General features: G+C 73.6%; 17 protein-coding genes. 9 read left to right on the top strand and 8 right to left on the bottom strand.

The window, feature by feature from the left end:
* The first annotated feature begins 154 nt into the window (after positions 1–154).
* Positions 155–1,396, top strand: a complete 1,242-nt coding sequence (locus tag ACFU9E_RS22860) for a hypothetical protein (RefSeq protein WP_380682143.1) — start codon at positions 155–157, stop codon at positions 1,394–1,396.
* Positions 1,397–1,516: 120 nt separating this feature from the next.
* Here the strand turns inward: ACFU9E_RS22860 and ACFU9E_RS22855 are convergent, their stop codons facing one another.
* The gene (locus ACFU9E_RS22855) at positions 1,517–2,266 is read right to left on the bottom strand and encodes a class E sortase (RefSeq protein WP_380682142.1); all 750 of its coding nucleotides are present in this window, start codon (positions 2,264–2,266) and stop codon (positions 1,517–1,519) included.
* Between the two features lie 162 nt (positions 2,267–2,428).
* On the opposite strand from ACFU9E_RS22855, the gene ACFU9E_RS22850 reads away from it, so the two are divergent.
* On the top strand, positions 2,429–5,461 hold the full coding sequence (locus ACFU9E_RS22850; RefSeq protein WP_380682141.1) for a bifunctional [glutamine synthetase] adenylyltransferase/[glutamine synthetase]-adenylyl-L-tyrosine phosphorylase: 3,033 nt from the start codon (positions 2,429–2,431) through the stop codon (positions 5,459–5,461).
* A gap of 72 nt (positions 5,462–5,533) precedes the next feature.
* Here ACFU9E_RS22850 and ACFU9E_RS22845 read toward each other — a convergent pair whose 3' ends face one another.
* Positions 5,534–6,445, bottom strand: coding sequence for a phosphatase PAP2 family protein (locus tag ACFU9E_RS22845; protein ID WP_380682140.1), 912 nt, complete (start codon positions 6,443–6,445; stop codon positions 5,534–5,536).
* A gap of 815 nt (positions 6,446–7,260) precedes the next feature.
* Between ACFU9E_RS22845 and ACFU9E_RS22840 the strand changes: the two genes are divergently transcribed.
* On the top strand, positions 7,261–9,597 hold the full coding sequence (locus tag ACFU9E_RS22840) for a M4 family metallopeptidase (protein ID WP_380682139.1): 2,337 nt from the start codon (positions 7,261–7,263) through the stop codon (positions 9,595–9,597).
* A gap of 208 nt (positions 9,598–9,805) precedes the next feature.
* Positions 9,806–11,530: a carbohydrate-binding module family 20 domain-containing protein gene (locus tag ACFU9E_RS22835; RefSeq protein ID WP_380682138.1), complete on the top strand. Its 1,725-nt coding sequence runs from the start codon at positions 9,806–9,808 to the stop codon at positions 11,528–11,530.
* A gap of 63 nt (positions 11,531–11,593) precedes the next feature.
* On the opposite strand, the gene ACFU9E_RS22830 is transcribed toward ACFU9E_RS22835, so the two are convergent.
* Positions 11,594–12,340 (bottom strand): SDR family oxidoreductase, encoded by a 747-nt coding sequence (locus tag ACFU9E_RS22830; protein ID WP_380682137.1) that lies wholly within the window; start codon positions 12,338–12,340, stop codon positions 11,594–11,596.
* A gap of 493 nt (positions 12,341–12,833) precedes the next feature.
* On the opposite strand from ACFU9E_RS22830, the gene ACFU9E_RS22825 reads away from it, so the two are divergent.
* The gene (locus tag ACFU9E_RS22825; RefSeq protein ID WP_380682136.1) at positions 12,834–13,931 is read left to right on the top strand and encodes an alpha/beta hydrolase; all 1,098 of its coding nucleotides are present in this window, start codon (positions 12,834–12,836) and stop codon (positions 13,929–13,931) included.
* Positions 13,932–14,205: 274 nt separating this feature from the next.
* Positions 14,206–14,970: a hemerythrin domain-containing protein gene (locus ACFU9E_RS22820; RefSeq protein WP_380686417.1), complete on the top strand. Its 765-nt coding sequence runs from the start codon at positions 14,206–14,208 to the stop codon at positions 14,968–14,970.
* A gap of 112 nt (positions 14,971–15,082) precedes the next feature.
* Here ACFU9E_RS22820 and ACFU9E_RS22815 read toward each other — a convergent pair whose 3' ends face one another.
* Positions 15,083–16,654 (bottom strand): FAD-dependent monooxygenase, encoded by a 1,572-nt coding sequence (locus tag ACFU9E_RS22815; RefSeq protein WP_380686419.1) that lies wholly within the window; start codon positions 16,652–16,654, stop codon positions 15,083–15,085.
* A gap of 122 nt (positions 16,655–16,776) precedes the next feature.
* Between ACFU9E_RS22815 and ACFU9E_RS22810 the strand changes: the two genes are divergently transcribed.
* Together ACFU9E_RS22810 and ACFU9E_RS22805 are read left to right on the top strand one after the other, a co-directional pair.
* Positions 16,777–17,433: a TetR/AcrR family transcriptional regulator C-terminal domain-containing protein gene (locus tag ACFU9E_RS22810; protein ID WP_380686421.1), complete on the top strand. Its 657-nt coding sequence runs from the start codon at positions 16,777–16,779 to the stop codon at positions 17,431–17,433.
* 117 nt (positions 17,434–17,550) lie between these two features.
* A complete protein-coding gene (locus tag ACFU9E_RS22805; protein WP_380686423.1) occupies positions 17,551–17,964 on the top strand; it encodes a hypothetical protein in 414 nt (137 codons plus the stop codon).
* 72 nt (positions 17,965–18,036) lie between these two features.
* Here ACFU9E_RS22805 and ACFU9E_RS22800 read toward each other — a convergent pair whose 3' ends face one another.
* The gene (locus ACFU9E_RS22800) at positions 18,037–18,639 is read right to left on the bottom strand and encodes a DUF6891 domain-containing protein (RefSeq protein WP_380686425.1); all 603 of its coding nucleotides are present in this window, start codon (positions 18,637–18,639) and stop codon (positions 18,037–18,039) included.
* A gap of 69 nt (positions 18,640–18,708) precedes the next feature.
* On the opposite strand from ACFU9E_RS22800, the gene ACFU9E_RS22795 reads away from it, so the two are divergent.
* Positions 18,709–19,671: a DUF1152 domain-containing protein gene (locus tag ACFU9E_RS22795; RefSeq protein ID WP_380686427.1), complete on the top strand. Its 963-nt coding sequence runs from the start codon at positions 18,709–18,711 to the stop codon at positions 19,669–19,671.
* Between the two features lie 7 nt (positions 19,672–19,678).
* On the opposite strand, the gene ACFU9E_RS22790 is transcribed toward ACFU9E_RS22795, so the two are convergent.
* The 3 genes from ACFU9E_RS22790 to ACFU9E_RS22780 are packed head-to-tail and all read right to left on the bottom strand — an operon-like array spanning position 19,679 to position 22,341.
* Positions 19,679–20,224 (bottom strand): FHA domain-containing protein, encoded by a 546-nt coding sequence (locus ACFU9E_RS22790; protein ID WP_380686429.1) that lies wholly within the window; start codon positions 20,222–20,224, stop codon positions 19,679–19,681.
* Entirely contained in the window at positions 20,211–21,746 is a 1,536-nt protein-coding gene (locus ACFU9E_RS22785) for a hypothetical protein (RefSeq protein WP_380686431.1), read from the bottom strand. The genes ACFU9E_RS22790 and ACFU9E_RS22785 overlap by 14 nt, the downstream gene beginning before the upstream one ends.
* A gap of 34 nt (positions 21,747–21,780) precedes the next feature.
* Positions 21,781–22,341 (bottom strand): DUF1697 domain-containing protein, encoded by a 561-nt coding sequence (locus ACFU9E_RS22780; protein ID WP_380686433.1) that lies wholly within the window; start codon positions 22,339–22,341, stop codon positions 21,781–21,783.
* Between the last annotated feature and the right edge of the window lie 132 nt (positions 22,342–22,473).

Genomic DNA, 22,473 nt, shown 5'->3' with positions numbered 1-22,473 from the left:
ACGATCGGTCAACCGTAGTGGACGGTGCGGCCGGTGTCCCCCGGGCATGGTAATCCGTTGGGCCAATGCGGCTAATCCGCAGCGGTGCGAGCCGTCGCGGGGTGACGAGCAGGCGTATTCAGAAGATCCGTTTTGCGGATCACCCTGGAGTGTCATGCGTACTCGAATCACCACCCTGGCCCTGTCCGGACTGACCTCGGCCGCCCTCGTGTGTGGGGCCGCCTCGGCGGCCTACGCCTCGCCCTCCGCCGACCACCGTGCAGCCGCCGAATCGGCCGAGGCCCAGGGTGAATGGGTCGACGGTCTCCTCCGTCAGGCCGCGGAGGACAGCGGCGACGCCATTCACGCCCGGACCTTCGGCAACCGTGACTCGCGGCCGGCGAAGCTGGTGGTCCGGCAGTACGACCGGACGGACGGCGTCACCGGGACGGTCGCGGTCGACCCGGCCGAGGCGGCCCCGGCCGACGCCGTCCCGGCCGAGGCGGCGCCGGCCGTCGCCGCCGAGCAGGGCGTGGTGGCCCGGGAGGGCGACGAGGGGGACGAGCAGGGGGTCGCGGCCCAGCCGGGCGAGGAGGGAACCGATCAGGGCGCGGAGGAGCAGCCGGGCGAGGAGGAGCGCGGGCTGCTCGGTGTCCGGCCGTCGGGGCCCGGGTTCCCCGACGGACTGAAGGGGGAGTCGTCGGCCCCCACCGGCAAGCACTGCCACCACGAGGAGCCCGTCTGCCCCTGCCACCACGAGCACGGTGGGCACGAGGAGCACGGCGGCCACGGCGGGCACGGCGGGCATGGGGGGAACGGCGGGAACGGCGGGCATGGGGGGAACGGCGGGAACGGCGGGAACGGGAACCAGCCCACCCCGGCCTCGCTGGGCCAGTCCGAGAACCAGTCCGAGAGCCAGTCCGAGAGCCAGAACCAGGCGCAGGGCCAGTCCCAGGGCCAGTCCCAGAACGGCCAGCAGAGCCAGGACTCGCAGGTCAACGTGACGGTCGTCGTGCAGAACCACATCCACAACGACGTCAACAACAGCGCGAACACCAGCGTCGCCAGCCACGTGAACAACTCCTCGAACAGCTCGGCCAACAACTCCCTGAACAACTCCGCCCAGAACACGGCGAACAACAGCAACAGCAACAGCAACAGTCAGAGCCAGAACCAGACGGCCTCGCAGAGCAACACCGTCACCAACGTGAACAAGTCCAAGTCCGTCGAGGTGGAGCACCCGACCCCCAAGCCGCCCCACCACGGCGAGGAGCACAACTGGCACCACGGGGAGCTGGCCGAGACGGGCAGCGGGAGCTCGCCGGCCCTGGCCGGCCTCTCGGCGGCGTTCCTCGTCGCGGGCGCGGCGGCCATGCGGATCGGCCGGCGGTCCACGCGGTCCACGCGCTCCGCGTGACCCGGTCCGGCCCGCAGGGCGCCGGGTGAGCGCCGGCCGCGGCGGCCGGAGCAGGCAGTGACGGACGGGCGGTGCGCGATACGGCGCACCGCCCGTCCGTCGTGTGCCCGCCGGCCCGGCTCAGCGCAGTTCGGCGGGCGGGGTGCGGACCGGGTCCATCGGCTCCTCCCGCAGCAGGCTGCCCCAGACGACCATCCGGTAGCGCGAGGTGTAGACCGGCGTGCAGGTCGTCAGGGTGATGTAGCGGCCGGGTCCCCCGTACGGGGAGCCGGCGGGCACCGGGGCGATGACGCCGGTGTCGTCCTTGGTGGTCTCGGGCAGCGTGGCGTCGACGCGGTAGACGTACCAGCGGTCCCGGGTCTCCACCACCAGCGGGTCTCCCGGCATCAGCCGGTCCAGGTCGTGGAACTTCGCGCCGTGCCCGTCGCGGTGGGCGGCCAGGGCGAAGTTGCCCTGCGGCTCCCAGGGCATGGCCGAGCGGTACGGCGCCGTGTAGGCCCCGGCGACCCCGTCCGCGAGGGTGTCCGGGTCGGCGCCGACCTCGATCAGCACCTGGTAGCCGGCGCCGAGGGCCGGGACGCGGAGGAAACCGATGGCGTCGCCCGGGGCGAACGGCGGCGGTGCGGGGGAGTCCGGCGGGGCGGCGGCGGTCGGCGGGGCGGCGGCCGGGGCCTCCCAGGACCGTCGCAGCCGCTCGCCGGAGAGGTCCGCGTGCCGGCCGGCCGTGAGGTTCGTCCACCACAGCGAGTGGACGAGCAGCAGGGCGAACAGCACGCCGACGGTGAACAGCAGATCGCCGGACACGCCGATCGCGACCCGCAGGGGGTGCCGGCGCCGGACGTTCCGTCCGGTTGGGTACTCGCTCGCCACGGGTCGTCCCTTCGGATGGGCGTGGGGGAGAGCCACGGGTCGGCCGGTCCGGCGTCCCGGGCGGCCATGCGTACTCCACCGCGCCGCCGAGCCGACGGGCAAGGCGACACGCCCCGCGGCCCCCGGGCGCGTAGCCTGCTGGGGCGGACCGACGGAGGGACGATGGCGGTGGAGGAACAGCGGGCCGGAAGCCGGGTCAGCCGGCCGGAGATCCGGCTGGTGCGGCGGGGGTTCACCGATCCGGAGCGGGCGTTGCGGCTGCTCGCCGAACCGGCGCTGACCGGTCTGGCCGCCGACCCGCTGCTGCTCGACGCGCTCGCCGCCACGGCCGACCCGGACCTCGCGCTGCTCGGCCTGGCCCGGCTGCTGGAGGCCGCCGACCCGGCCGACCGGCAGACCCTGCGGGACACCCTCACCACCTCCAAGCCGCTGCGCGACCGGCTGCTCGGCGTGCTCGGCGCCTCCACCGCGCTCGCCGACCACCTGGCCCGGCACCCGCACGACTGGCACGTCCTGGTCACCTTCGAGCTGCGCGACATGCACCCCGGCCCGGAGGACTTCCGCCGCGCGCTCGCCGAGGGCGTCGCCGCCGACGCGGCCGACCCCGCCGGCCGCCCGGCCGACGCGCTGCGCGTCGCCTACCGCCGCTGCCTGCTGGCCATCGCCGCCCGCGACCTCACCGGTACCACCGACCTCGCCCAGACCGCCGCCGAACTCGCCGACCTGGCCGGCGCCACCCTGCAGACCGCCCTCGACCTCGCCGCCGCCCAGGACCCGCAGGCCGCCGCGGCCTGCCGGCTCGCCGTCATCGGCATGGGCAAGTGCGGCGGGCGCGAACTCAACTACGTCTCCGACGTCGACGTCGTCTACGTCGCCGAGCCGCGCGAGGGCGTCGGCGAGCAGGAGGCGCTCCAGGCCGCCACCCGGCTGGCCGCCGCCCTCACCCGGCTGTGCGCCGACACCACCGGCGAGGGCACCATCTGGCCGGTCGACGCCAACCTGCGCCCCGAGGGCCGCAACGGCCCGCTGGTCCGCACCCTGGCCAGCCACCTCGCCTACTACCAGCGCTGGGCCAAGACCTGGGAGTTCCAGGCGCTGCTCAAGGCCCGCCCGGTGGCCGGCGACCCGGAGCTCGGCGAGGCGTACACCGCCGCGCTGGCGCCGATGGTCTGGCAGGCCGCGGCCCGGGAGAACTTCGTCGCCGACGTGCAGCAGATGCGCCGCCGGGTGATCGACTCGATCCCGGCCACCGAGCTGGACCGCCAGCTCAAGCTCGGCCCCGGCGGGCTGCGCGACGTCGAGTTCTCCGTCCAGCTGCTCCAGCTGGTGCACGGCCGCACCGACGAGGCGCTGCGCAGCGGCAACACCCTGGAGGCGCTGGCCGCGCTCTCCCGCGGCGGCTACGTGGGCCGCGCCGACGCCGCCTCGCTGGACACCGCCTACCGGTTCCTGCGCTCACTGGAGCACCGGATCCAGCTGCACCGGCTGCGCCGCACCCACCTGATGCCCACCGGTGAGGAGGACCAGCGCCGGCTCGCCCGCTCGCTCGCCCCGCTGATCAACGACGACACCCGCTCCGACCCGGTCGCCGCGCTCCAGCGGGAGTGGAAGCGGCACGCGGTCGAGGTGCGCCGGCTGCACGAGAAGCTGTTCTACCGGCCGCTGCTGGACGCCGTCGCCGAACTGCCGACCGGTGCGGCCGGCCTGCGCCCCGAGGCCGCCCGGGCCCGGCTGGAGGCACTCGGCTACGCCGACCCGGCGGCCGCGCTGCGCCACCTCACCGCGCTCGCCTCCGGGGTCAGCCGCAAGGCCGCCATCCAGCGCACCCTGCTGCCGGTGCTGCTCGGCTGGTTCGCCGACTCCGCCGACCCGGACGCCGGGCTGCTCAACTTCCGCCAGGTCTCCGACGCCCTCGGCCGCACCCCCTGGTACCTGCGGCTGCTGCGGGACGAGAGCGCCGCCGCCGAGCAGCTGGCGCGGGTGCTGTCGGCCGGCCGGCTCGCCCCGGACCTGCTGCTGCGCGCGCCCGAGGCGGTCGCGATGCTCGGCGACCCGCAGGGCCTGGTGCCGCGCGGGCGGGACGCCCTGGAGCGGGAGGTGCTGGCCGCCGTCGGCCGGGCCGACTCGACCGGGGCCGCGGTGGCCGCCGTCCGCTCGGTGCGCCGCCGGGAGCTGTTCCGCACCGCCGCCGCCGATGTGCTCGGCCGGCTCGGCGAGGACCCGGCGCAGGCGCTGGACACCGCCGGCGAGGCGCTCACCGCGCTGAACGCCGCCACCCTCCAGGGCGCGCTGCGGGCCTGCGTGGCCGGCTGGGAGGCCCGCAACGGCGCGCTGCCGACCCGGCTCGCGGTGATCGCGATGGGCCGGTTCGGCGGGCACGAGCTGGGCTACGGCTCGGACGCGGACGTGCTCTTCGTGTACGAGCCGCTGCTCGGCTCGCTGGAGGACGAGGCGGCCCGGGCCGCGCAGGCGGTCTGCCTCGAACTGCGCGCGCTGCTCGCCGCGCCGTCCACCGAGCCGCCGCTGGAGGTGGACGCCGACCTGCGGCCGGAGGGGCGCAACGGCCCGCTGGTGCGCTCGCTCGCCTCGTACGAGGCGTACTACCGGCGCTGGTCGCACGCCTGGGAGAGCCAGGCGCTGCTGCGGGCCGAGCCGGTGGCGGGCGACCCGGAGCTGGGCGAGCGCTTCCGGCGGCTGATCGACCCGCTGCGCTACCCGGGCACCGGGGTGCCGGAGCGGGACCTGCTGGAGATCCGCCGGATCAAGGCCCGGATCGAGGCGGAGCGGCTGCCGCGCGGCGCCGACCCGACCACCCACACCAAGATCGGCCGGGGCGGGCTGGCGGACGTCGAGTGGACCGTCCAGCTGCTCCAGCTCCAGCACGGGCACGGGCTGCCGGGTCTGCGCACCACCCGGACGAGGAACGCGCTGGCGGCCGCGGCCGGGGCCGGGCTGGTCGGGGCCGAGGATGCGGAGGTGCTGGACGCGGCCTGGGTGCTGGCCTCCCGGGTGCGTTCGGCGGTGATGCTGGTGCGCGGCCGGGCGGGCGACTCCTTCCCGACGGACGCCCGGGAGCTGGCGGGGGTGGCCCGCTACCTGGGCTACGGGGCCGGGCACAGCGGCGAACTGGTGGACGACTACCGGCGCACCACCCGGCGGGCCCGGTCGGTGGTGGAGCGGCTGTTCTACGGGTGAGCGGGCGGACGGGGCGCGCAGCCGAGAGGGGCCCCGGAGAACCGGGGCCCCTCTATGCGTCCTGCGTGGGCGCTAGCGGCGGGCGCTGCTCACCGCGGGCTCGCTCCACTGCTCCGGGACGGTGACCGGCCGGGCCGGCTCCTCCTCCCGGGCGGGCACCTGCGGGAGCCTGTAGACCCAGGAATGGTAGAACCAGCGGGCGGCGAGGAAGCCCACCAGCAGGCAGATCTCGCCGCCGACGGCGTCCATCCAGAAGTGGTTGGCGGTCGCGACGATCACCACCAGGGTGGCCGCGGGGTAGAGCAGGCCGAGCGCCCGGACCCAGGTGCGGCGGGCCAGGAAGAAGATGGTCAGCCCGCACCACATCGACCAGCCGATGTGCATCGAGGGCATCGCGGCGAACTGGTTGGAGACGTGGGTGGCCGGGCCGGAGGCCATCGAGCCCCAGGTGCCGTGCGACTTCACGGTGTCGATGAAGCCGCCGTCGGTCATCAGCCGGGGCGGCGCCAGCGGAAAGAAGTAGAAGCCGACCAGCGCGATCGCGGTGGTGACGAACAGCACCGTGCGCACCGCGACGTAGCGGCCCGGGTGCCGGCGGTAGAGCCAGACCAGGACGCCGATGGTCACGATGAAGTGCAGCGTCGCGTAGTAGTAGTTCATCCCGGTGATCAGCCAGCCGACGCTGTCGACCGCGTGGTTGATCGAGCGCTCGACGGCGATGCCCAGGGAGTGTTCGAGGTCCCAGATCCAGCTCGCGTGCTTCTGCGCGACCGACTCCTGCTCGGGGACGGCGTTGCGCACCAGCGAGTAGATCCAGTAGCTGAGACCGATCAGTGCCAGCTCGAACCAGATCCGCGGGCGGGCCGGCGAACGGCGTTGCTCGCGGACGCGGGCGCGCAGCGCGGCCGTCCGGGTCTGGGCCGCGCTGGTGGCTCCGTCGGGCATGCGGCCGCCGTTCTGCTGGATCTCGGTCGGTTCCCCCATGGACGAGAAGTCTGCCAGACGTCCCGTAGCCGTCCGCTCATCCTCCGGAAGTGGATTCTTCACCGGCTGTCCCCCTTGAGTGGTAGGGGGTGGCTCCCACCGGGGGAGGGGGTGCGGGCGGGTCTGGTGCGGACCGGTGGGACGGGCATACGTCCCATTGTCATGCCGGGAGGGTCGGGGGGCGCAATCGGGGGTGGGCGGTCGGCGGGGGTGAGGCATTGTGCCCGCCCGTAAGACTTTCCGCAGCTTGCTGAAATTCCTTGCAGGCCTGCGGGCCCGGTGCCGTGCGGGATCTGACCGTTTCGGGCGCCTTCCGGTTCCGTCCAATGAATGGGGTTGACCGAAAACCGCCCGTGGCACGGCTGGAAAGGTGACGTGCCGCGCCCGTCCGGCGCTGTCCGCCGCCGCTCGGGCCGGGGGTGGGCCCTGAGTGCTGGTCAGTGCCTGCCGGGGGTGAGCAAACCTTTTCGGCGGGAATGAAAACGATCTTCGGAAGTTCTTGCCGCCGTAACACTGCCAGGTGTCCACCGGATCTACGGGCCGGTAGCTAATCGGCCAATCCATGGCATGCATCTGTCATTAACGGCTCGTTTGCTGCCACGATTCCTCCTGCTGCAGCCGAGGGGACCCCACCCCCCCGGTGCAGCGGTCCGAGGTGAGGAACGGTGCGTCCCCTGCCGGAAAACGCTCGACCACCTTGCTCCGCAACCGCACCCGCGCCGCGTATCGGCGGCGGGGGCCCCCACTGAGTCGCAACCGCGGCCAGGTTCTCTCCACCGTCCGCGAACCCCGCGGCGGTCGGAAAAGGAGTCCGCATGTCCCGTTACGCCCACGCCCGGAAGGCCGCGGTTGTCATGGCCGCATCCACCGCGCTGCTGGTGACCGGCATCCCGGTCATCGCGCAGGCGGCAACCCCTGACGCGCCGGCGGTCGTCGCCGCGCAGCAGGCGAGCCGGGCGGAGCTGATCGCCTCCGCGAACCAGCAGACCGCCGGCATCGCCCAGACGCTGGGCCTGACCGGCAACGAGAAGCTGGTCACCAAGGACGTCGTCCAGGACACCAACGGCGCCCGCCACCTGCGCTACGAGCGCACCTACGCCGGCCTGCCGGTGCTCGGCGGCGACCTGATCGTCCACCAGGACGCCACCGGTGCCACCACGGGCGTGACCAAGGCCAGCGAGGCCGTGCTGAGCGGCGTCGACACCACGCCGAAGCTCGCCGCGCCCAAGGCCCAGGAGGCCGCGCTGGCCGCCGAGGCCGGCTCCGCGGTCGACACCGCCCCGCGCCTGGTCGTCTGGGCCGCCGACGGCACCCCGAAGCTCGCCTGGGAGACCGTCGTCTCCGGCCGGGAGTCGGACGGCACCCCGAGCCGGCTGCACGTCGTCACCGACGCCACCACCGGCGCGGTCCTGAGCAAGGCCGACGGCATCAAGACCGGCACCGGCACCGGCGTCTTCGTCGGCAACGTGCCGCTGACCACCACCCAGAGCGGGTCCAGCTACCAGCTCAAGGACGGCACCCGCGGCGGCCAGTACACCACCAACATGAACCACGGCACGTCCGGCAACGGCACGCTGTACAGCAAGACCAGCGACACCTGGGGCAACGGCCAGGCCAGCAACGGCGAGTCCGCCGCCGTCGACGCCCAGTACGGCGCCGCCGCCACCTGGGACTTCTACAAGAACACCTTCGGCCGCAACGGCATCCGCAACGACGGCGTCGGCGCCTTCAGCCGGGTCCACTACTCGACCGGCTACGTCAACGCGTTCTGGGACGACAGCTGCTTCTGCATGACCTACGGCGACGGTTCGGGCGACACCCACCCGCTGACCGAGCTGGACGTGGCCGGCCACGAGATGAGCCACGGCGTCACCTCGGCGACCGCCAACCTCACCTACTCCGGTGAGTCCGGCGGCCTCAACGAGGCCACCTCGGACATCTTCGGCAACGCGGTCGAGTTCTACGCGAACCTGCCCTCCGACAACCCGGACTACCTGGTCGGCGAGCTCATCAACATCAACGGCAACGGCACGCCGCTGCGCTACATGGACAAGCCCTCCAAGGACGGCTCCTCGGCCGACTCCTGGTACTCGGGCGTCGGCAACCTGGACGTGCACTACTCGTCCGGCGTCGCCAACCACTTCTTCTACCTGCTGGCCGAGGGCAGCGGCGCCAAGGTGATCAACGGCGTCAGCTACAACAGCCCGACCGTCAACAGCATCAGCCTCTCCGGCATCGGCCGGGACAAGGCGCTGCAGGTCTGGTACAAGGCGCTGACCACGTACATGACCTCCACCACCAACTACGCCGCGGCCCGCACCGCGACCGAGAACGCCGCCAGGGACCTCTACGGGGCGGGCAGCCCCGAGGTGATCGCGGTCGGCACCGCGTGGGCCGCCGTCAACGTTGGCACCCTGCCGCCGGACCCGGGCGGCGTCACCGTCACCAACCCGGGCAACCAGAGCACCAAGGCCGGCACCGCGGTCAGCCTGTCCGTCAAGGCGAACGGCGGCACCGGCGCGCTGACCTACACCGCCACCGGGCTGCCGGCCGGCCTGTCGATCAACGCCTCCACCGGCGTGATCAGCGGCACCCCGACCACCGTCGGCAACTCCAGCGTCACCGTGACGGCCAAGGACTCGGTGGGCAAGACCGGGACCACCAGCTTCACCTGGGCGGTCACCGACCCCAACAGCACCTGCACCCCGGCGCAGCTGCTCGGCAACGCGGGCTTCGAGACGGGTACGGCCGCGCCGTGGACCGCCTCCAGCGGCGTGGTCGACAACTCGTCCTCGCAGGCGCCGCACGGCGGTACCTGGAAGGCGTGGCTGAACGGATACGGCTCGACCCACACCGACACGCTGTCCCAGACGGTGAGCATCCCGGCGGGCTGCTCGGCGACGCTGAGCTTCTACCTGCACATCGACACCGGTGAGTCCGGCACGACGGCGTACGACAAGCTGGCCGTCCAGGTCAACGGCACCACGCTGAAGACCTACTCGAACGTCGACGCGGCCGCCGGCTACCAGCTGCGGACCTTCGACCTGTCGGCCTACGCGGGCCAGACGGTGACCCTCAAGTTCACCGGCACCGAGGACGTCTCGCTGCAGACCAGCTTCGTGATCGACGACACCTCGATCGCGACGAGCTGACCCTGCGCCGGTGACGCCGGCGGTAACCAGGTGAGACAGGGGCAGGGCCCGGCGGGTGCGACCGCCGGGCCCTGTGTCGTGCGCGGGGTATTGACGGCCTCCGGCCGGGCCCCTAGGTTCAGCGCTGCAAGTTTCTGAAACGTTTCAGCAAGCTTTCGCGCGTGCTCCCCGGACTTCCCCCACCCGGCCACCCCCCACAGGAGACAACGTGGTCACCACCGCCCGCGCAGCCGGCGCGCTCACCGCCTCGGCGGGTCTCGCGCTCTCCCTCACCGTCGCCTTCGGCGCGGCCCCCGCCGCCCAGGCCGCCCCGCCCGGCGGCGGCAAGGACGTCACGGCGACGCTCTTCGAATGGCGCTTCGACTCGGTCGCCAAGGCCTGCACCGACACCCTCGGCCCCAAGGGCTACGGCTTCGTCGAGGTCTCGCCGCCCCAGGAACACATCCAGGGCGGCCAGTGGTGGACCTCCTACCAGCCCGTCGGCTACCGGATCGCCGGGCGGCTCGGCGACCGGGCGTCCTTCAAGCGCATGATCGACACCTGCCACGCGGCCGGCGTCAAGGTGCTCGCCGACTCGGTGATCAACCACATGTCCGCGGGCTCCGGCACCGGCACCGGCGGCACCGTCCACAGCAAGTACGCCTACCCCGGCTACTACCAGGACCAGGACTTCCACACCTGCCGGACGGCGATCGGCAACAACTACGGCGACCGCTCCAACGTGCAGAACTGCGAGCTGGTCGACCTCGCCGACCTGGACACCGGCAGCACCTACGTCCGGCAGACCATCGCCCGCTACCTCGACGACCTGGCCTCGCTCGGCGTCGACGGCTACCGGATCGACGCCGCCAAGCACATCGCCGCCACCGACCTCGCCGCCATCAAGGCCGCGACGGCCAACCCCCAGGCGTACTGGGTGCAGGAGGTCATCTACGGCGCGGGCGAGCCGATCCAGCCCTCCGAGTACACCGGCACCGGCGACGTCGACGAGTTCCGCTCCGGCACCTGGCTGAAGAGCGCCTTCCAGGGCGGCAGGCTCGCCGACCTGTCCGGCTGGGGGAGCGGCCTGCTGCCCACCGCCAAGGCCCGCACCTTCGTCGACAACTGGGACACCGAGCGCAACGGCTCCACGCTCACCTACCGGGACGGCTCGACGTACACCCTGGCCAACGTCTTCATGCTGGCCCACCCGTACGGTTCGCCGAACGTGTACTCCGGCTACGCCTTCACCGGCCACGACGACGGCCCGCCGAACGGCGGCACCGTCAACGCCTGCTACCAGGACGGCTGGAACTGCACCCACGCCTGGCGGCAGGTGGCCAACATGGTCGGCTTCCGCAACGCGGTGGCCGGCACCGCGCTCACCGACTGGTGGACCGACGGCGCCAACGCGATCGCCTTCGGCCGCGGGAACAAGGGCTTCGTGGCCATCAACCGGGAGGGCGGCCCGGTCACCCAGACCTTCCGGACCTCGCTGACCGCCGGCTCCTACTGCGACGTCCAGCACGGCGACCCGGCGTCCGGCGGCTGCACCGGCCCGTCCTACACCGTCGGCACGGACGGGCGCTTCACCGCGACCGTCGGCGCGGGCGACGCCGTCGCGCTGTACGCCGGCGCGCCCGGCAGCGGCACGACGGTGACCGGCGGCGCGTCCTTCGCCGTCAACGCGACCACCGTCTACGGGCAGAACGTCTACGTGGTCGGTGACAACGCCGCTCTCGGCAGCTGGAACACGGCCGCCGCGCTGCCGCTCTCCTCGGCCGCGTACCCGGTCTGGAAGACGGACGTGACGATGCCCGCCGGTACCGCCTTCTCCTACAAGTACCTCCGCAAGGACGCCTCGGGCGCCGTCACCTGGGAGTCCGGTGCCAACCGGACCGCCACCGTGCCGGCGTCGGGCAAGGTGACGCTGAACGACACCTGGCGCCCGTAGCGGCCCCCTTGGACCGGGACCCTCGTCTCCGGCGGGACGAGGGTCCTGCTTCCTGTCGGGGGGTCAGCCGCGGCCGATGTACGGCATGGCGCTCGCCATCACCGTCGCGAACTGCACATTGGCCTCCAGCGGCAGCTCCGCCATGTGCCGCACCGTGCGCGCCACATCGGCGACGTCCATCGTCGGCTCCACCGCGACCCGCCCGTCCGCCTGCGGCACGCCGCTGCTCATCGCGGCCGTCATCTCGGTGGCGGCGTTGCCGATGTCGATCTGCCCGCAGGCGATCCGGTACGGACGGCCGTCCAGGGAGAGGGACTTGGTCAGCCCGGTGACGGCGTGCTTGGTCGCCGTGTACGCGGCCGAGCGCGGCCGCGGGGCGTGCGCGGAGATCGAACCGTTGTTGATGATCCGGCCGCCCTGCGGCTGCTGCGCCCGCATCTGCCGGAACGCGGCGCGGGCGCAGAGGAAGGCGCCGGTGAGGTTGACGTCGACCACGGCCCGCCACGCGTCGACATCGAGTTCGTCCACGGTGCCGGCGGGGCCGAACGCCCCGGCGTTGTTGAACAGCAGATCCACCCGCCCGAACCGCTCGACCGCCGCTCCGAACAGCGCGTCCACGGCCCGCGGGTCGGTGACGTCGGTCGGCACCGCGAACGCGTCATCCCCCCCACTCAACCGCGCGCTCTCCCGCAACGCCTCCTCCCGCCGCCCGGCCAGTACCACCCGCCACCCCCCGACCACGAGCTCGACCGCCACGGCCCGCCCGATCCCGCTCCCGGCTCCGGTGACGACGGCGATGCGTTCCAACATGGCGGACTCCTGGTCAGGTTGCTGTGGGCGCGGACGGACTGCTCGATCCTCTCGAAGATGTCAGCGCCCGTCTCCCGGCTGATCGCTGCCGCCGCGCGGATCGAGGTGGGGGAACGGTCGGAACCGGCCCCCGCGTGCTGTCCCGGCGAGCGCTCTGTTCGGCGTGTGCGCTCGCTCGTTCGGGGGGTTTGTCGGGTTCCGGTGGACGGGTGGCGGTTGGGGCCCGCCGGTCGGCGGGGGTTGGGTCCCCGCCGGTTGGGAGGGGTGGCCGGGGGCTTTACCGGATCGGGAACAAACATTGGATCGGTGCTGGCCAACGCGCAACCGGGGCACAGCGGCCCACGTCATAAGATCGCAGGACGGCGCGCTCCCGTGCGGGCGGCCTCCCGGGGGTCCCGCACAGTGTCGCGGCCCCGGGCCTGTCCGGCCCCACCCGGGGGCCACCGCCCGGCTCCGTGGGAGCGGGCGCGACACCGGTCGGAGAGTTCTCACCGTGCAGCCGCAGTCCTTCCGTTTCCGCGCCGTGCTGACCGGCGCCACCGTGTTCACCCTGGCCGCCGCGCTGGCGGCCTGCGGCAGCTCGGACGGCGGGAGCGCCGGGAAGGCGGGGGACGCGGCGAAGGGCGGCCACTCCTCGGCGGCGGCCACCGGTTCCTCCTCGGTGCCCGGGTCCCCGACGGCGGCGGGGTCGAGCTCGTCGGCGGCCGCTCCGGCCACGACCGCGGCGCCCGGGACCCCCGCGTCGTCCGGCAAGGTGCTGATGCCCACTGGCCCGCAGGCCGCGTTCAGCAAGGCCAGGGACACCGCGGCCGGCCAGATCACGGTGACCACGCTGACCGGCGCCAAGTCCGGGGTCACCGGAAAGGTCTGGGTCTGGCTCCCGCCCGAGTACAACGACCCCAAGTACGCGAAGACCGGCTTCCCGGTGCTCACCCTGTACGCGGGCGGCCAGAGCGCCGGCTACAACACCTGGACCGACAACCAGCTGCCGATCCAGGAGGTCGACGCCGATCTCGCCAAGCAGGGCAAGGCGCACCCGTTCATCATGATCATGCCGGTGCAGAACCTGGACTCCAACGAGGCCAAGGCCCTGGAGTGCGCCGACATCCCCGGCCAGCCCAAGATGGGCACCTGGATGGCCGAGGACGTCCCCGACTTCGTCCGTGCCAACTTCCGCACCGTGAAGGGCCGCGACGGCTGGGGCCTGATGGGTGCCTCCACCGGCGCGTTCTGCAGCGCCAAGCTGGCCCTGCAGCACCCGGACAAGTTCAAGGCGGCCGTCCCGATCGACGGCTACTTCACCCCGGACTCGCCGCTCTGGAAGGGCTACGAGAACGACCGCCAAGCCAACAGCCCCGACCTGCTGGTCACCCAGGGCAAGGCCGACGTGCGGATGCTGGCCACCGCCGGCGGCGCCAACGCGTACGAGAACAAGCTGGTCAAGGCCTGGGTCGCCAAGGCCGCTCCGCCGCTCACCGTCGAGTACTACGAGCAGCCCGGCGGCAAGCACCTGACCAGCGACTTCAAGAAGATGATCCCGGACACCCTGCAGTGGCTCAGCAAGAACCTCGCGGGGCCGGAGAGCGACTGAGCCCTGCGCGGCTGTGACGGGAACGGGGCCGGTCGGGCCCGGCGGATCGCCGGGCCCGACCGGCCCCGTCGTCGATCGCGTGGCGGATCGCGCGGCGGAATGTTGCGCCCGCGTTTGCCGGCGCGCCTGCCGGAACCGGCCGAACGGCCGCTGAGCTGCACGTCAATCGGACATTGATTCGCCTCTGATGTCCTCCCACCACTGTGGTGGGAGCGTCATCCCGCCAGTTGTGCCAGGCCGAGCCAGGCCCCTGTCCGAGCGTGAAAAGAGTGCCATGCCCAGCCACCTGCTGCCCGTAGCGTCCCCGGTCTCGCCGGCAGTGCCCGCCCAGGGCGGCCCAGCGCACGAGCACGCCGTCGACGAGGAACCGCAGGCCGTCCGCTTCGCCGGACTGCGCCTGGTGCACGCCGCGCTCCGCCGGGACCTCGCCAGGCTGCCCAACGCGCTTCGGCTGCTGCAGCCCGGCGAGGACGAGAAGGGTGCCGCGCTGCTGCGGCACTGGACCTTCGTCACCGCCATGCTGACCTGCCACCACGAGCAGCAGGACACCCGGATCTGGCCGATCGTGCGCCGGTTCGCGCCCGAGCTGCGGCTGCTGCTGAACTGGCTGGAGGCGGACCACCACAACCTCGACCACTCGTTCACCCGGGTCACCACCCTGGTCCGGATCGCCAGCCGGGACACCGGCTCGGTCTGGCCGGTGGCGTACGCCATCGAGGACCTGGCGGCCCGGCTGGAGACCCACCTGCGGACCGAGGAGCGCCAGCTGCTGCCGCAGATGGAGCGGGTCTTCGCGGAGAACTCGCGGGTCGGGAGCCTGCCCGAACTGCTGGACGTGCTGCACTCGGCGGAGGGTCCGGGCAGCCCGGACGCGCTCGCCTGGCTGCTGGACGGCGTCGAGCCGGCGACGGTCGAGCGGCTGCTCTCCGACTGCGACGACCTGGTGGCCCGGCACTGGCCGCACTGGCAGGCCACCTACCAGCGGTGCACGGCGCCGCTGTGGGGGGCGCCCGGGGCGTGGGACGCGGCGAACGACTGAGCGCGGGGGCTTTTCGCGGGCCATTGATCTACGCGCGTGGCATATGTCGATGGCGTATGCCTCGGCTGCAGGAGCGGGCGCAGGCGCAGGAGCGGGCGCGGGCGCGTGGGGGTCAGCGCAGGCCGAACCGGGCCAGGTAGCCCGGCAGATCGGCCGGGTCGCGGGTGGCCAGGCCCAGGTAGCCGTCCGGCCGGACGACGAACAGGCCCCGCCCGTACACCCGCTGCGCGACGCCGCCGTCGACGCGGTGTCCGCGCACCCCGGCGGGCAGCCGCGGCAGGGCGTGGCCGATCGCGAGCACGGTGACCCGGGGGCCGCGCAGCAGCTCGAACAGCCGGCGTCCGGCCAGGGCGTTCACCGGTGCGCCGTCCAGCCGCGCGCCGTCCAGCGGGGCGTCGGGTGCCCGCTCGCCGGCCCGCAACGCCTCCTCGGGCAGGTCGGGGCGCGCCTCGACGGTCAGCGGACCGTCCTCGTAGCCGAGCCCGAGCTGCTCGGTGCGTGGGCCGCGCCGCAGCCCGCCGGCCCGGACCCCGCCCGCGCGGTGCAGTCGGGTGGAGATCTCCAGTACGTCGGCGGCGATCGGCAGGCGCTCCCGCTCGTAGCTGTCGAGCAGCGCCTCGTCGGCGCCGTGCCGCAGCACCTGGCCGAGCTTCCAGCCCAGGTTGTACGCGTCCTGGACGCTGGTGTTGAGGCCCTGGCCGCCGGCCGGGGAGTGGATGTGCGCCGCGTCGCCGGCCAGGAAGACCCGGCCCTCGCGGAAGCGCTCGGCGAGCGCCGCGCGCGGCCGGAAGCCGGATGCCCAGTGCACGGCGCCGACCGCGGACTCCGGCAGGTGGGTGCGGGCGGCGATGGTCCGCCGCACGCCCCCCGCCGAGGTGTCGGGCTCCGTCGGGCCGTCGTCCGGTGGGCCGTCGGCCGCCGGGTCACTGTTCGCCGGGTCACTGTTCGCCGGGCCGTTGTTCGCCGGGCCGAACTGGGCGAACAGCTGGAAGGCGGTGGTGCTCGGCAGCGGGCAGAGCAGCAGCGCGCCGCCGGGAGCCTTCGGCCAGCAGTGCCAGTTCTCGCGGTCCAGGCCGTCGATCTCGACGTCGGCGACCAGGGCGGGCCGCGGGTCGACCCGCTCGCCCGTCATCGGGATGCCGACCGCCCGGCGGACGGTCGACCGTCCGCCGTCGGCGGCGACCAGGTAGTGGGCGGTGACCGTGCGGCCCGTGCCGTCGGGTCCGGTCAGCCGGGCCTCGACCCGGTCAGGGTGCTGGTCGAGGCCGTTCAGCGCGGTGCCGAAGGCGACCTCGCCGCCCAGTTCGCGCAGCCGCTCGTGCAGCAGCTCCTGGGTGCGCCACTGCGGGAGCATCCAGACGGCCGGGAACGGCACGGTCGGGTCGGGCTCGGCGTGCCCGACGAGGTCCCACTCGCCCTGCCGTTCGCCGTTCTCCCAGCTCATCATGCGCGGGTACGGGCCGCCGGCGGCGTGGACGGCGGCGAGCAGGCCGAGGTCCTCGAAGACCTCCTGGGTACGGGGCTGGAGGCCCTTGCCGCGTGAGCCGGGGAAGAGCGCCGGGGCCCGTTCGACCAGCAGCGCGGACACCCCGCGCCGGGCCAGGTCGCAGGCGAGGGTCAGTCCGGTCGGCCCGGCGCCGACGATCAGGACCTCGGTCCGGCTCCGGTTCTGGGCGTGCGCCATCGCACACTCTCCTTAACGTTGTTAAGTGGAGGACGTCCAGAAGCATCGGCTTAACGGTGTTAAATTGTCAATGTCGGACGTTGGCGTCGGGACGACGGCAGCCACCTGGAGGGAAGTGCGACATGCCGCCGAAGCTGGACCGTGCCCAGGTGGTCGACGCCGCCCTGCGCCTGCTCGACGAGACCGGGCTGGACGGGCTCACCCTGCGCCGGATCGCGACCGAGCTGGACGTCAAGGCACCCGCGCTGTACTGGCACTTCGCCAACAAGCAGGCGCTGCTCGACGAGATGGCCACCGAGATGCTCCGCCGGATGTCCGCCAAGGCGCCCGCCGTTCCGGAGGCCTGGCAGGAGGCGGTCGCCGGCACTTGCCGTGGCCTGCGCACCGCGCTGCTCGGCTACCGGGACGGTGCCAAGGTCTTCAGCGGCACCCGGCTCACCGACTCCGGGCACGCCGAGGGGCAGCAGGCCCTGCTCGCGGTGCTGGGCCGGGCGGGCTTCGAACTCGCGGACGCCGTCTCGGCCTTCACCACCGCGTACGCGTTCACCATCGGCTTCGTGATCGAGGAGCAGGCCGTCCACCCGATGCCGGGGGAGCGGGCGCCCGGTTACGACCCGGACCGGCGGGCGGCGGGCATCGATCCCGAGCACGCCCTCGCCGCCGCCGCGAGCCGGGAGCTCTTCGGCGACTTCGAGCGGCGCTTCGAGCGCGGCCTGGCGATCGTCGTCGCCGGGATCGAGGCATCGCTGGTCGCGTCGTCAACTCCTGCTGACCCCTAGGGGTTTCCCCCTCGGGTTCGGCGGTGGCGGCGGTCCGGGGTCGTCCGGGGCGGGCCAGGGGCCGCGTACCGCCGCCGGGCGATGTCCGACGGCCGGCGTGCGCCTACCGTCGATGCCATGACCAGCGCGCCCACCTCTCCGCACCAGGACCACCGTCCGACCCGTCGCCCCGGCCGCCGCCGGGTGCCGGCCGTCCGCTCGGCCGCCCTCGCGGTCGGCGCCGTCGTGCTCCTCGGCGCCGGTCTCACCGCCTGCAAGGGCGGCGTCGCGCTCTGCCTCGACGACAACAGCTGCGACGTCGCCGTCCGCACCGAGAACGCCGACTCCACGTACAGCGCCGAGGTGTTCGGCGGCGCCAAGACGCTCAAGCTGACCGTCGGCCGGATCACCGACACCACGGCCGAGGTCAAACTCGGCGACGAGACCAAGACCCTCACCGAGGGCACCGATACCGTCTTCGGCTCCGCGACGGTCAGCCTGCGCCACGCGAACGCGCGCGAGCACACCGCCGAACTCCACGTCGTCCGCTGACCCTTCCCGCGCCGGCCGGTCCGGCGCGGGAAGGTGCGCAGTGGAAGGAGTGCGGCGGACGACGTGCGGTGGCTACTCCGGCAGGCGGTTGAGCCAGCTGATCGGCGTGACCGCGATCGCCGTCTCCGGCGAGCCGTCCCACTCCACCGGAAGCCCGGCCGCCGCCAGCGCGGCGGCGACCTCGCGCCCGACCTCGGCCGTCCGCCGCACGGCCGCCTCGGTCGACTCGCCGTCCACCTGGAACCCGCCGTACCGCAGCATCAACGAACCACCCCCGGCGGCCCGTTCGGTGTCCTGCTGATGGAAGAACACGAAGCCGCGCGAGCCCTCCTCGGCCTCGCCCCCGATCTCGGCGTAGCCGCAGTTCGCGCAACAGGTGAAGTCCATCGCGGCGACGATGCCCAGCTCCTCCAGGGCGTCGAAGGCGGCCTCCAGCCGGTCGACGTCGGTCGTCTCCGGCCAGCCGGCCTGCTCCCGCAGACGCTCCTGCCACAGCGGAGCGACGATGCGCTCCGCCTCCTCCACCGTCAGCCCCTGGTCGGCGAGGTCCTCGACCAGGGACTCGGCTATCTCGTCCGGCTCCTGGAAGCCGCACCGGATCAGCTCACGGGTCCGCTCCTCGGCGTCCCGCAGTACCTCGGCGGCAAGGGTGCTCTCCACGGTGTCCTGGTCCATGTCCGTATCGAAGCACCCACCACTGACAATTCGCCCCGCCGCCCACGGCCCCGGTGCTAGCGTCCCCCGGTGACCTCCCTCCTCCAGCCCCCGCTGATCACCCGCCTGCTCGCCGCCGAGCGCATCCTGATCGCCGGCGCGGGCGGCGGCTTCGACGTCTACGCGGGCCTGCCGCTCGCCCTCGCCCTGCGCGCGGCCGGCAAGGAGGTGCACCTCGCCAACCTCTCCTTCAGTGCGCTCGACGGCCTGCCCGCCGACGTCTGGCAGGAACCCGACCTGGCCCTCGTCGGCCCCGACACCCCCGCCACCGAGGGCTACTTCCCGGAGCGGACGCTGGCCCGCTGGCTCCGGCTGCACGGCATGCCCGACGCCGTCTGGGCGTTCCCCAGAACGGGCGTCCGGCCGCTGCGCGCCGCCTACCGGGCCCTCACCGGCCGGCTCGGCACCGACGCCGTCCTGCTGGTCGACGGCGGGACCGACATCCTGATGCGCGGCGACGAGGCCGGCCTCGGCACGCCCGAGGAGGACATGGCCAGCCTCGCCGCCGTCGCCGGCCTCAGCGAGGTCCCGGAGCGCCTGGTCGCCTGCCTCGGCTTCGGCATCGACGCCTACCACGGGGTCAACCACGCCCTGGTGCTGGAGAACCTCGCCGCGATCGACCGGGCCGGCGGCTACCTCGGTGCCTTCTCCGTTCCGCGCGACAGCCGGGAGGGCGCCCTCTACCTGGACGCCGTCGAGCACGCCCGGGAGGCGTTCCCGCTGCACCCGAGCATCGTCCAGGGCTCGGTGGCGGCCGCGTTGCGCGGCGAGTTCGGCGACGTCCGGTTCACCTCCCGGACCAGCGGCAGCACCCTCTTCGTCAATCCGCTGATGACGCTCTACTTCGGCGTCACGGTGGAGGCCCTGGCCGCCGAGCACCGCTACCTCGACCGGATCGAACACACCGTCCTGATGCGGCAGATCAGCAGCGCCATCGGCGAGTTCCAGGACTCGCTGCCGTCCCAGCGGCCGCCCCGCCAGTTCCCGCACTGACGGCCGGTCAGGCGGTGGCGAGCCGGAACTCCAGGTTGCCGAACCGCACCTGGTCGCCCGGCCGTACCCGCACCCCGCCGACGATCCGGAACCCGTTGACGTGCGTGCCGTTGGTCGAGCCGAGGTCGTACAGCACCCAGCCGTCGCCCTCCCGTCGCAGCTCGGCGTGATGCCGGGAGACGGACGCGTCGTTCAGCCGCAGTCCCGACCCGGGGATCCGGCCTATCGTCAACTGCCCGGCCCCGGCCTCCGGGAGGCTCAGCCCCGGCAGCCGCTCGGCCCGCCAGGCCTCGCCCACCCGGACCCCGAACGCGGAGACCCGGCCGACCACCCGCAGCGCGAAGCGCCCCACCGGGTTGCCGGCCGGCAGGTCGGCCATCACCGCGTTCAGCTCGGCGCGGCTGCCCGCGTGGAGGACGAGGTCCAGCCGCCCGAGAAAGGTGTCGTGCGACAGTCGGCCGTTCCCCGCGCCCTCCCGCAGGACCCCGAGGGCCCGTTCCCGCTCGGCCTCGGACGGCCGGACCACTCGGGTCCGGTTCTCACGCGACGTCATGGACCGATTCTCGGGCGCCCCCGCCCACCTGTCCAGATTCCCCGGACCGCCACTCCAGCGCGAGGCCGGCGCCCACCGTCAGCCGCCCACCGTCCTTCCGCACCGGCGCCGCCGTGCCGGAGCCCGCCGTGCCGGAGCCCGTCGCGCCGAACCCCGCCGCGTCGAGCCGGAACCGCTCCAGCCGCTCGACCTTCGCCACGACCAGCTCCCACGGGCCGGCCTCCTCGGGCGGCACCGCGAGGTGGACGACCGCCGACGCGGGCTCGGTCGGGTCGTAGCCGTGACCGGCGAAGCGGACCAGCAGCAGTCGCACCGCCGCCCGTTCGGGCCGCGGCCGCGGCCCGGCGACGGGCTTCGGCACCGCCCGCAGCCGGTCGGCCAGACGCTCCGCCCACTCCCCGGTCGGGCCGTCCCGGCGCCCCAGGGCGAGCTGCTCCGCGAACCAGCCCGCCCACGCGTCGCCGCCGCGCGCCACCCACCGTTCGATCAGGGCGCGCCCGCCCTCCTCGCCCCGCCGGGCCGCCGCCAGCAGGTCCGTCCCGGACCCCTCGAAGATCCGGCAGACCTCCAGGATCGTGCGGCGGGAGGCCGATCCGGGGAAGCGGGCCATCCGGATCTCCAGCATCGCGCGGTGCACGAGCGCCGCCGCCAGTCGGTGCGCCCCGCCCTCGCGGACGGTGAACGGCGGGCCGGGAGGGCGACCGCGCCGGTTCCGCCCCAGCCGCCCGAGCCTCCCGGGCCGCCGCTCCACCGGTGTCGCGGCGTCCGCCGCCCGCCCGGCCGGGGTCAGGTGCCAGTACCGGTCCTCGACGGTCAGCGCGGCCCGGGCCGCCCGCAGCAGCCCGACCCCGGCCACCCGCAGGTCCACCCCGTCCGCGTCCGCCCGCCACTCCAGCGGACCCGTCACGGCCGGTCCGGCGTCGAACTCCGCCACCGACACCTCGTCCAGCCGCAGGTACAGCCGCGGCGCGGGATGTCCGGTCGCCCCGTCCCCCTCGGGAAGGCCGTACACGCGCGGCACCTCCACCTCCAGGGCCGCGTGCAGCCGCGTGCCGGACAGTTCCGCCTCCAGCCCCAGCAGACGGGCACGGGAGAGGTCGTACCCGTCCACGGCCGTCTCCGTCAGCGGCCCGCTCACCGGGAAGAGCGTCCCGTGGTACCCCCGGTAGGGGCTGTGGTCGTCCGGGGGCGGCGCGGGTATCAGCCCCTCGACCGGGTGCCCGGCCGCCGCCGACTGCTCCACCATCCACGCGTACCGCGCCTCGCCCAGCCCGGCCATCCACCGCAGCCCGGCCCGCGCGGCCCGCTCCCGGCGCAGCGCGGTCCGGCGGGTCACGGTCATGAACAGCGGGAAGGTGTTGTTGTCCCAGACGGCCGCGCAGCGCGCGACCGTCGCGCGGTCGAAGCTCCGGCCGTCGGCCGCCGCCTCCGCGATCCGGACGAAGGAGCGGTCGAGCAGCGCGACGTAGGCGTCCAGCGCGGAACGGGCCAACGGGGCCTCCGAGTGGTGGTGGGCGGGCATGGGCCTTCCGCGCGGCTCGGCCCTTCCGAGAGGCTCAGGCCTTCCGCGCGGCGGCGAGGATCTTGACCGTGGTGTGCAGGAACCGCGAGGTCGCCAAGCCCCGGTAGGACTTTCCGAAGAGCGAACCGCTGGTGACCCACTTGCCGTCCTTCAGGTGCACCACGACGAACGCGGTGCCGGAGTCGGCGCCGATCACCTCGTAGTCACCCTTCGGCGAGGTGTACGGGATCGGGAAGTCGGCCGGCAGCGGCTCGGAGAGGAAGTTCACCGTGAGCCGCACGTCCGGCGTCGCCTCGACGCCCGCGAACGGCTCGGCGTCCAGCACCGCCTGGACCTCGTCCACCGTGCGCAGCAGCACCGGTACCGGGTAGCCCAGCTGCTCCTCCAGGTGGCGCTCGATCCTCCCGGTCAGCGCGGTCCGGCCCGCCGTGTCGGTGGCGTCGGCGGTGAAGAAGACGTTGCCGCTCTGGATGTAGGAGCCGACCCGCTCCAGGCCGAGCTCGCCGAACAGCGCGCGCAGCCGTTCCATCCTGACGGTCCGCCCGCCGACGTTCACGGCCCGCAGGAAGGCGATGTAGGTGGTGGTAGTGGTCACCCGGCCAGTGTGGCACCGGGCACCGACACCGGACGGCGGGGGGGCGGGCGCCGCGACCAACACACCCCCCGGGGGACCCGCCCGCTTGGCGGCACCCCCCCCCGGACCCGCCCCCACCGGGGACGGAACGGG

Origin of the sequence: Kitasatospora sp. NPDC057595 (genome assembly GCF_042800875.1) — a bacterium.
Classification (GTDB): domain Bacteria; phylum Actinomycetota; class Actinomycetes; order Streptomycetales; family Streptomycetaceae; genus Kitasatospora.
This window is presented reverse-complemented; position numbering and strand designations above follow the sequence as displayed.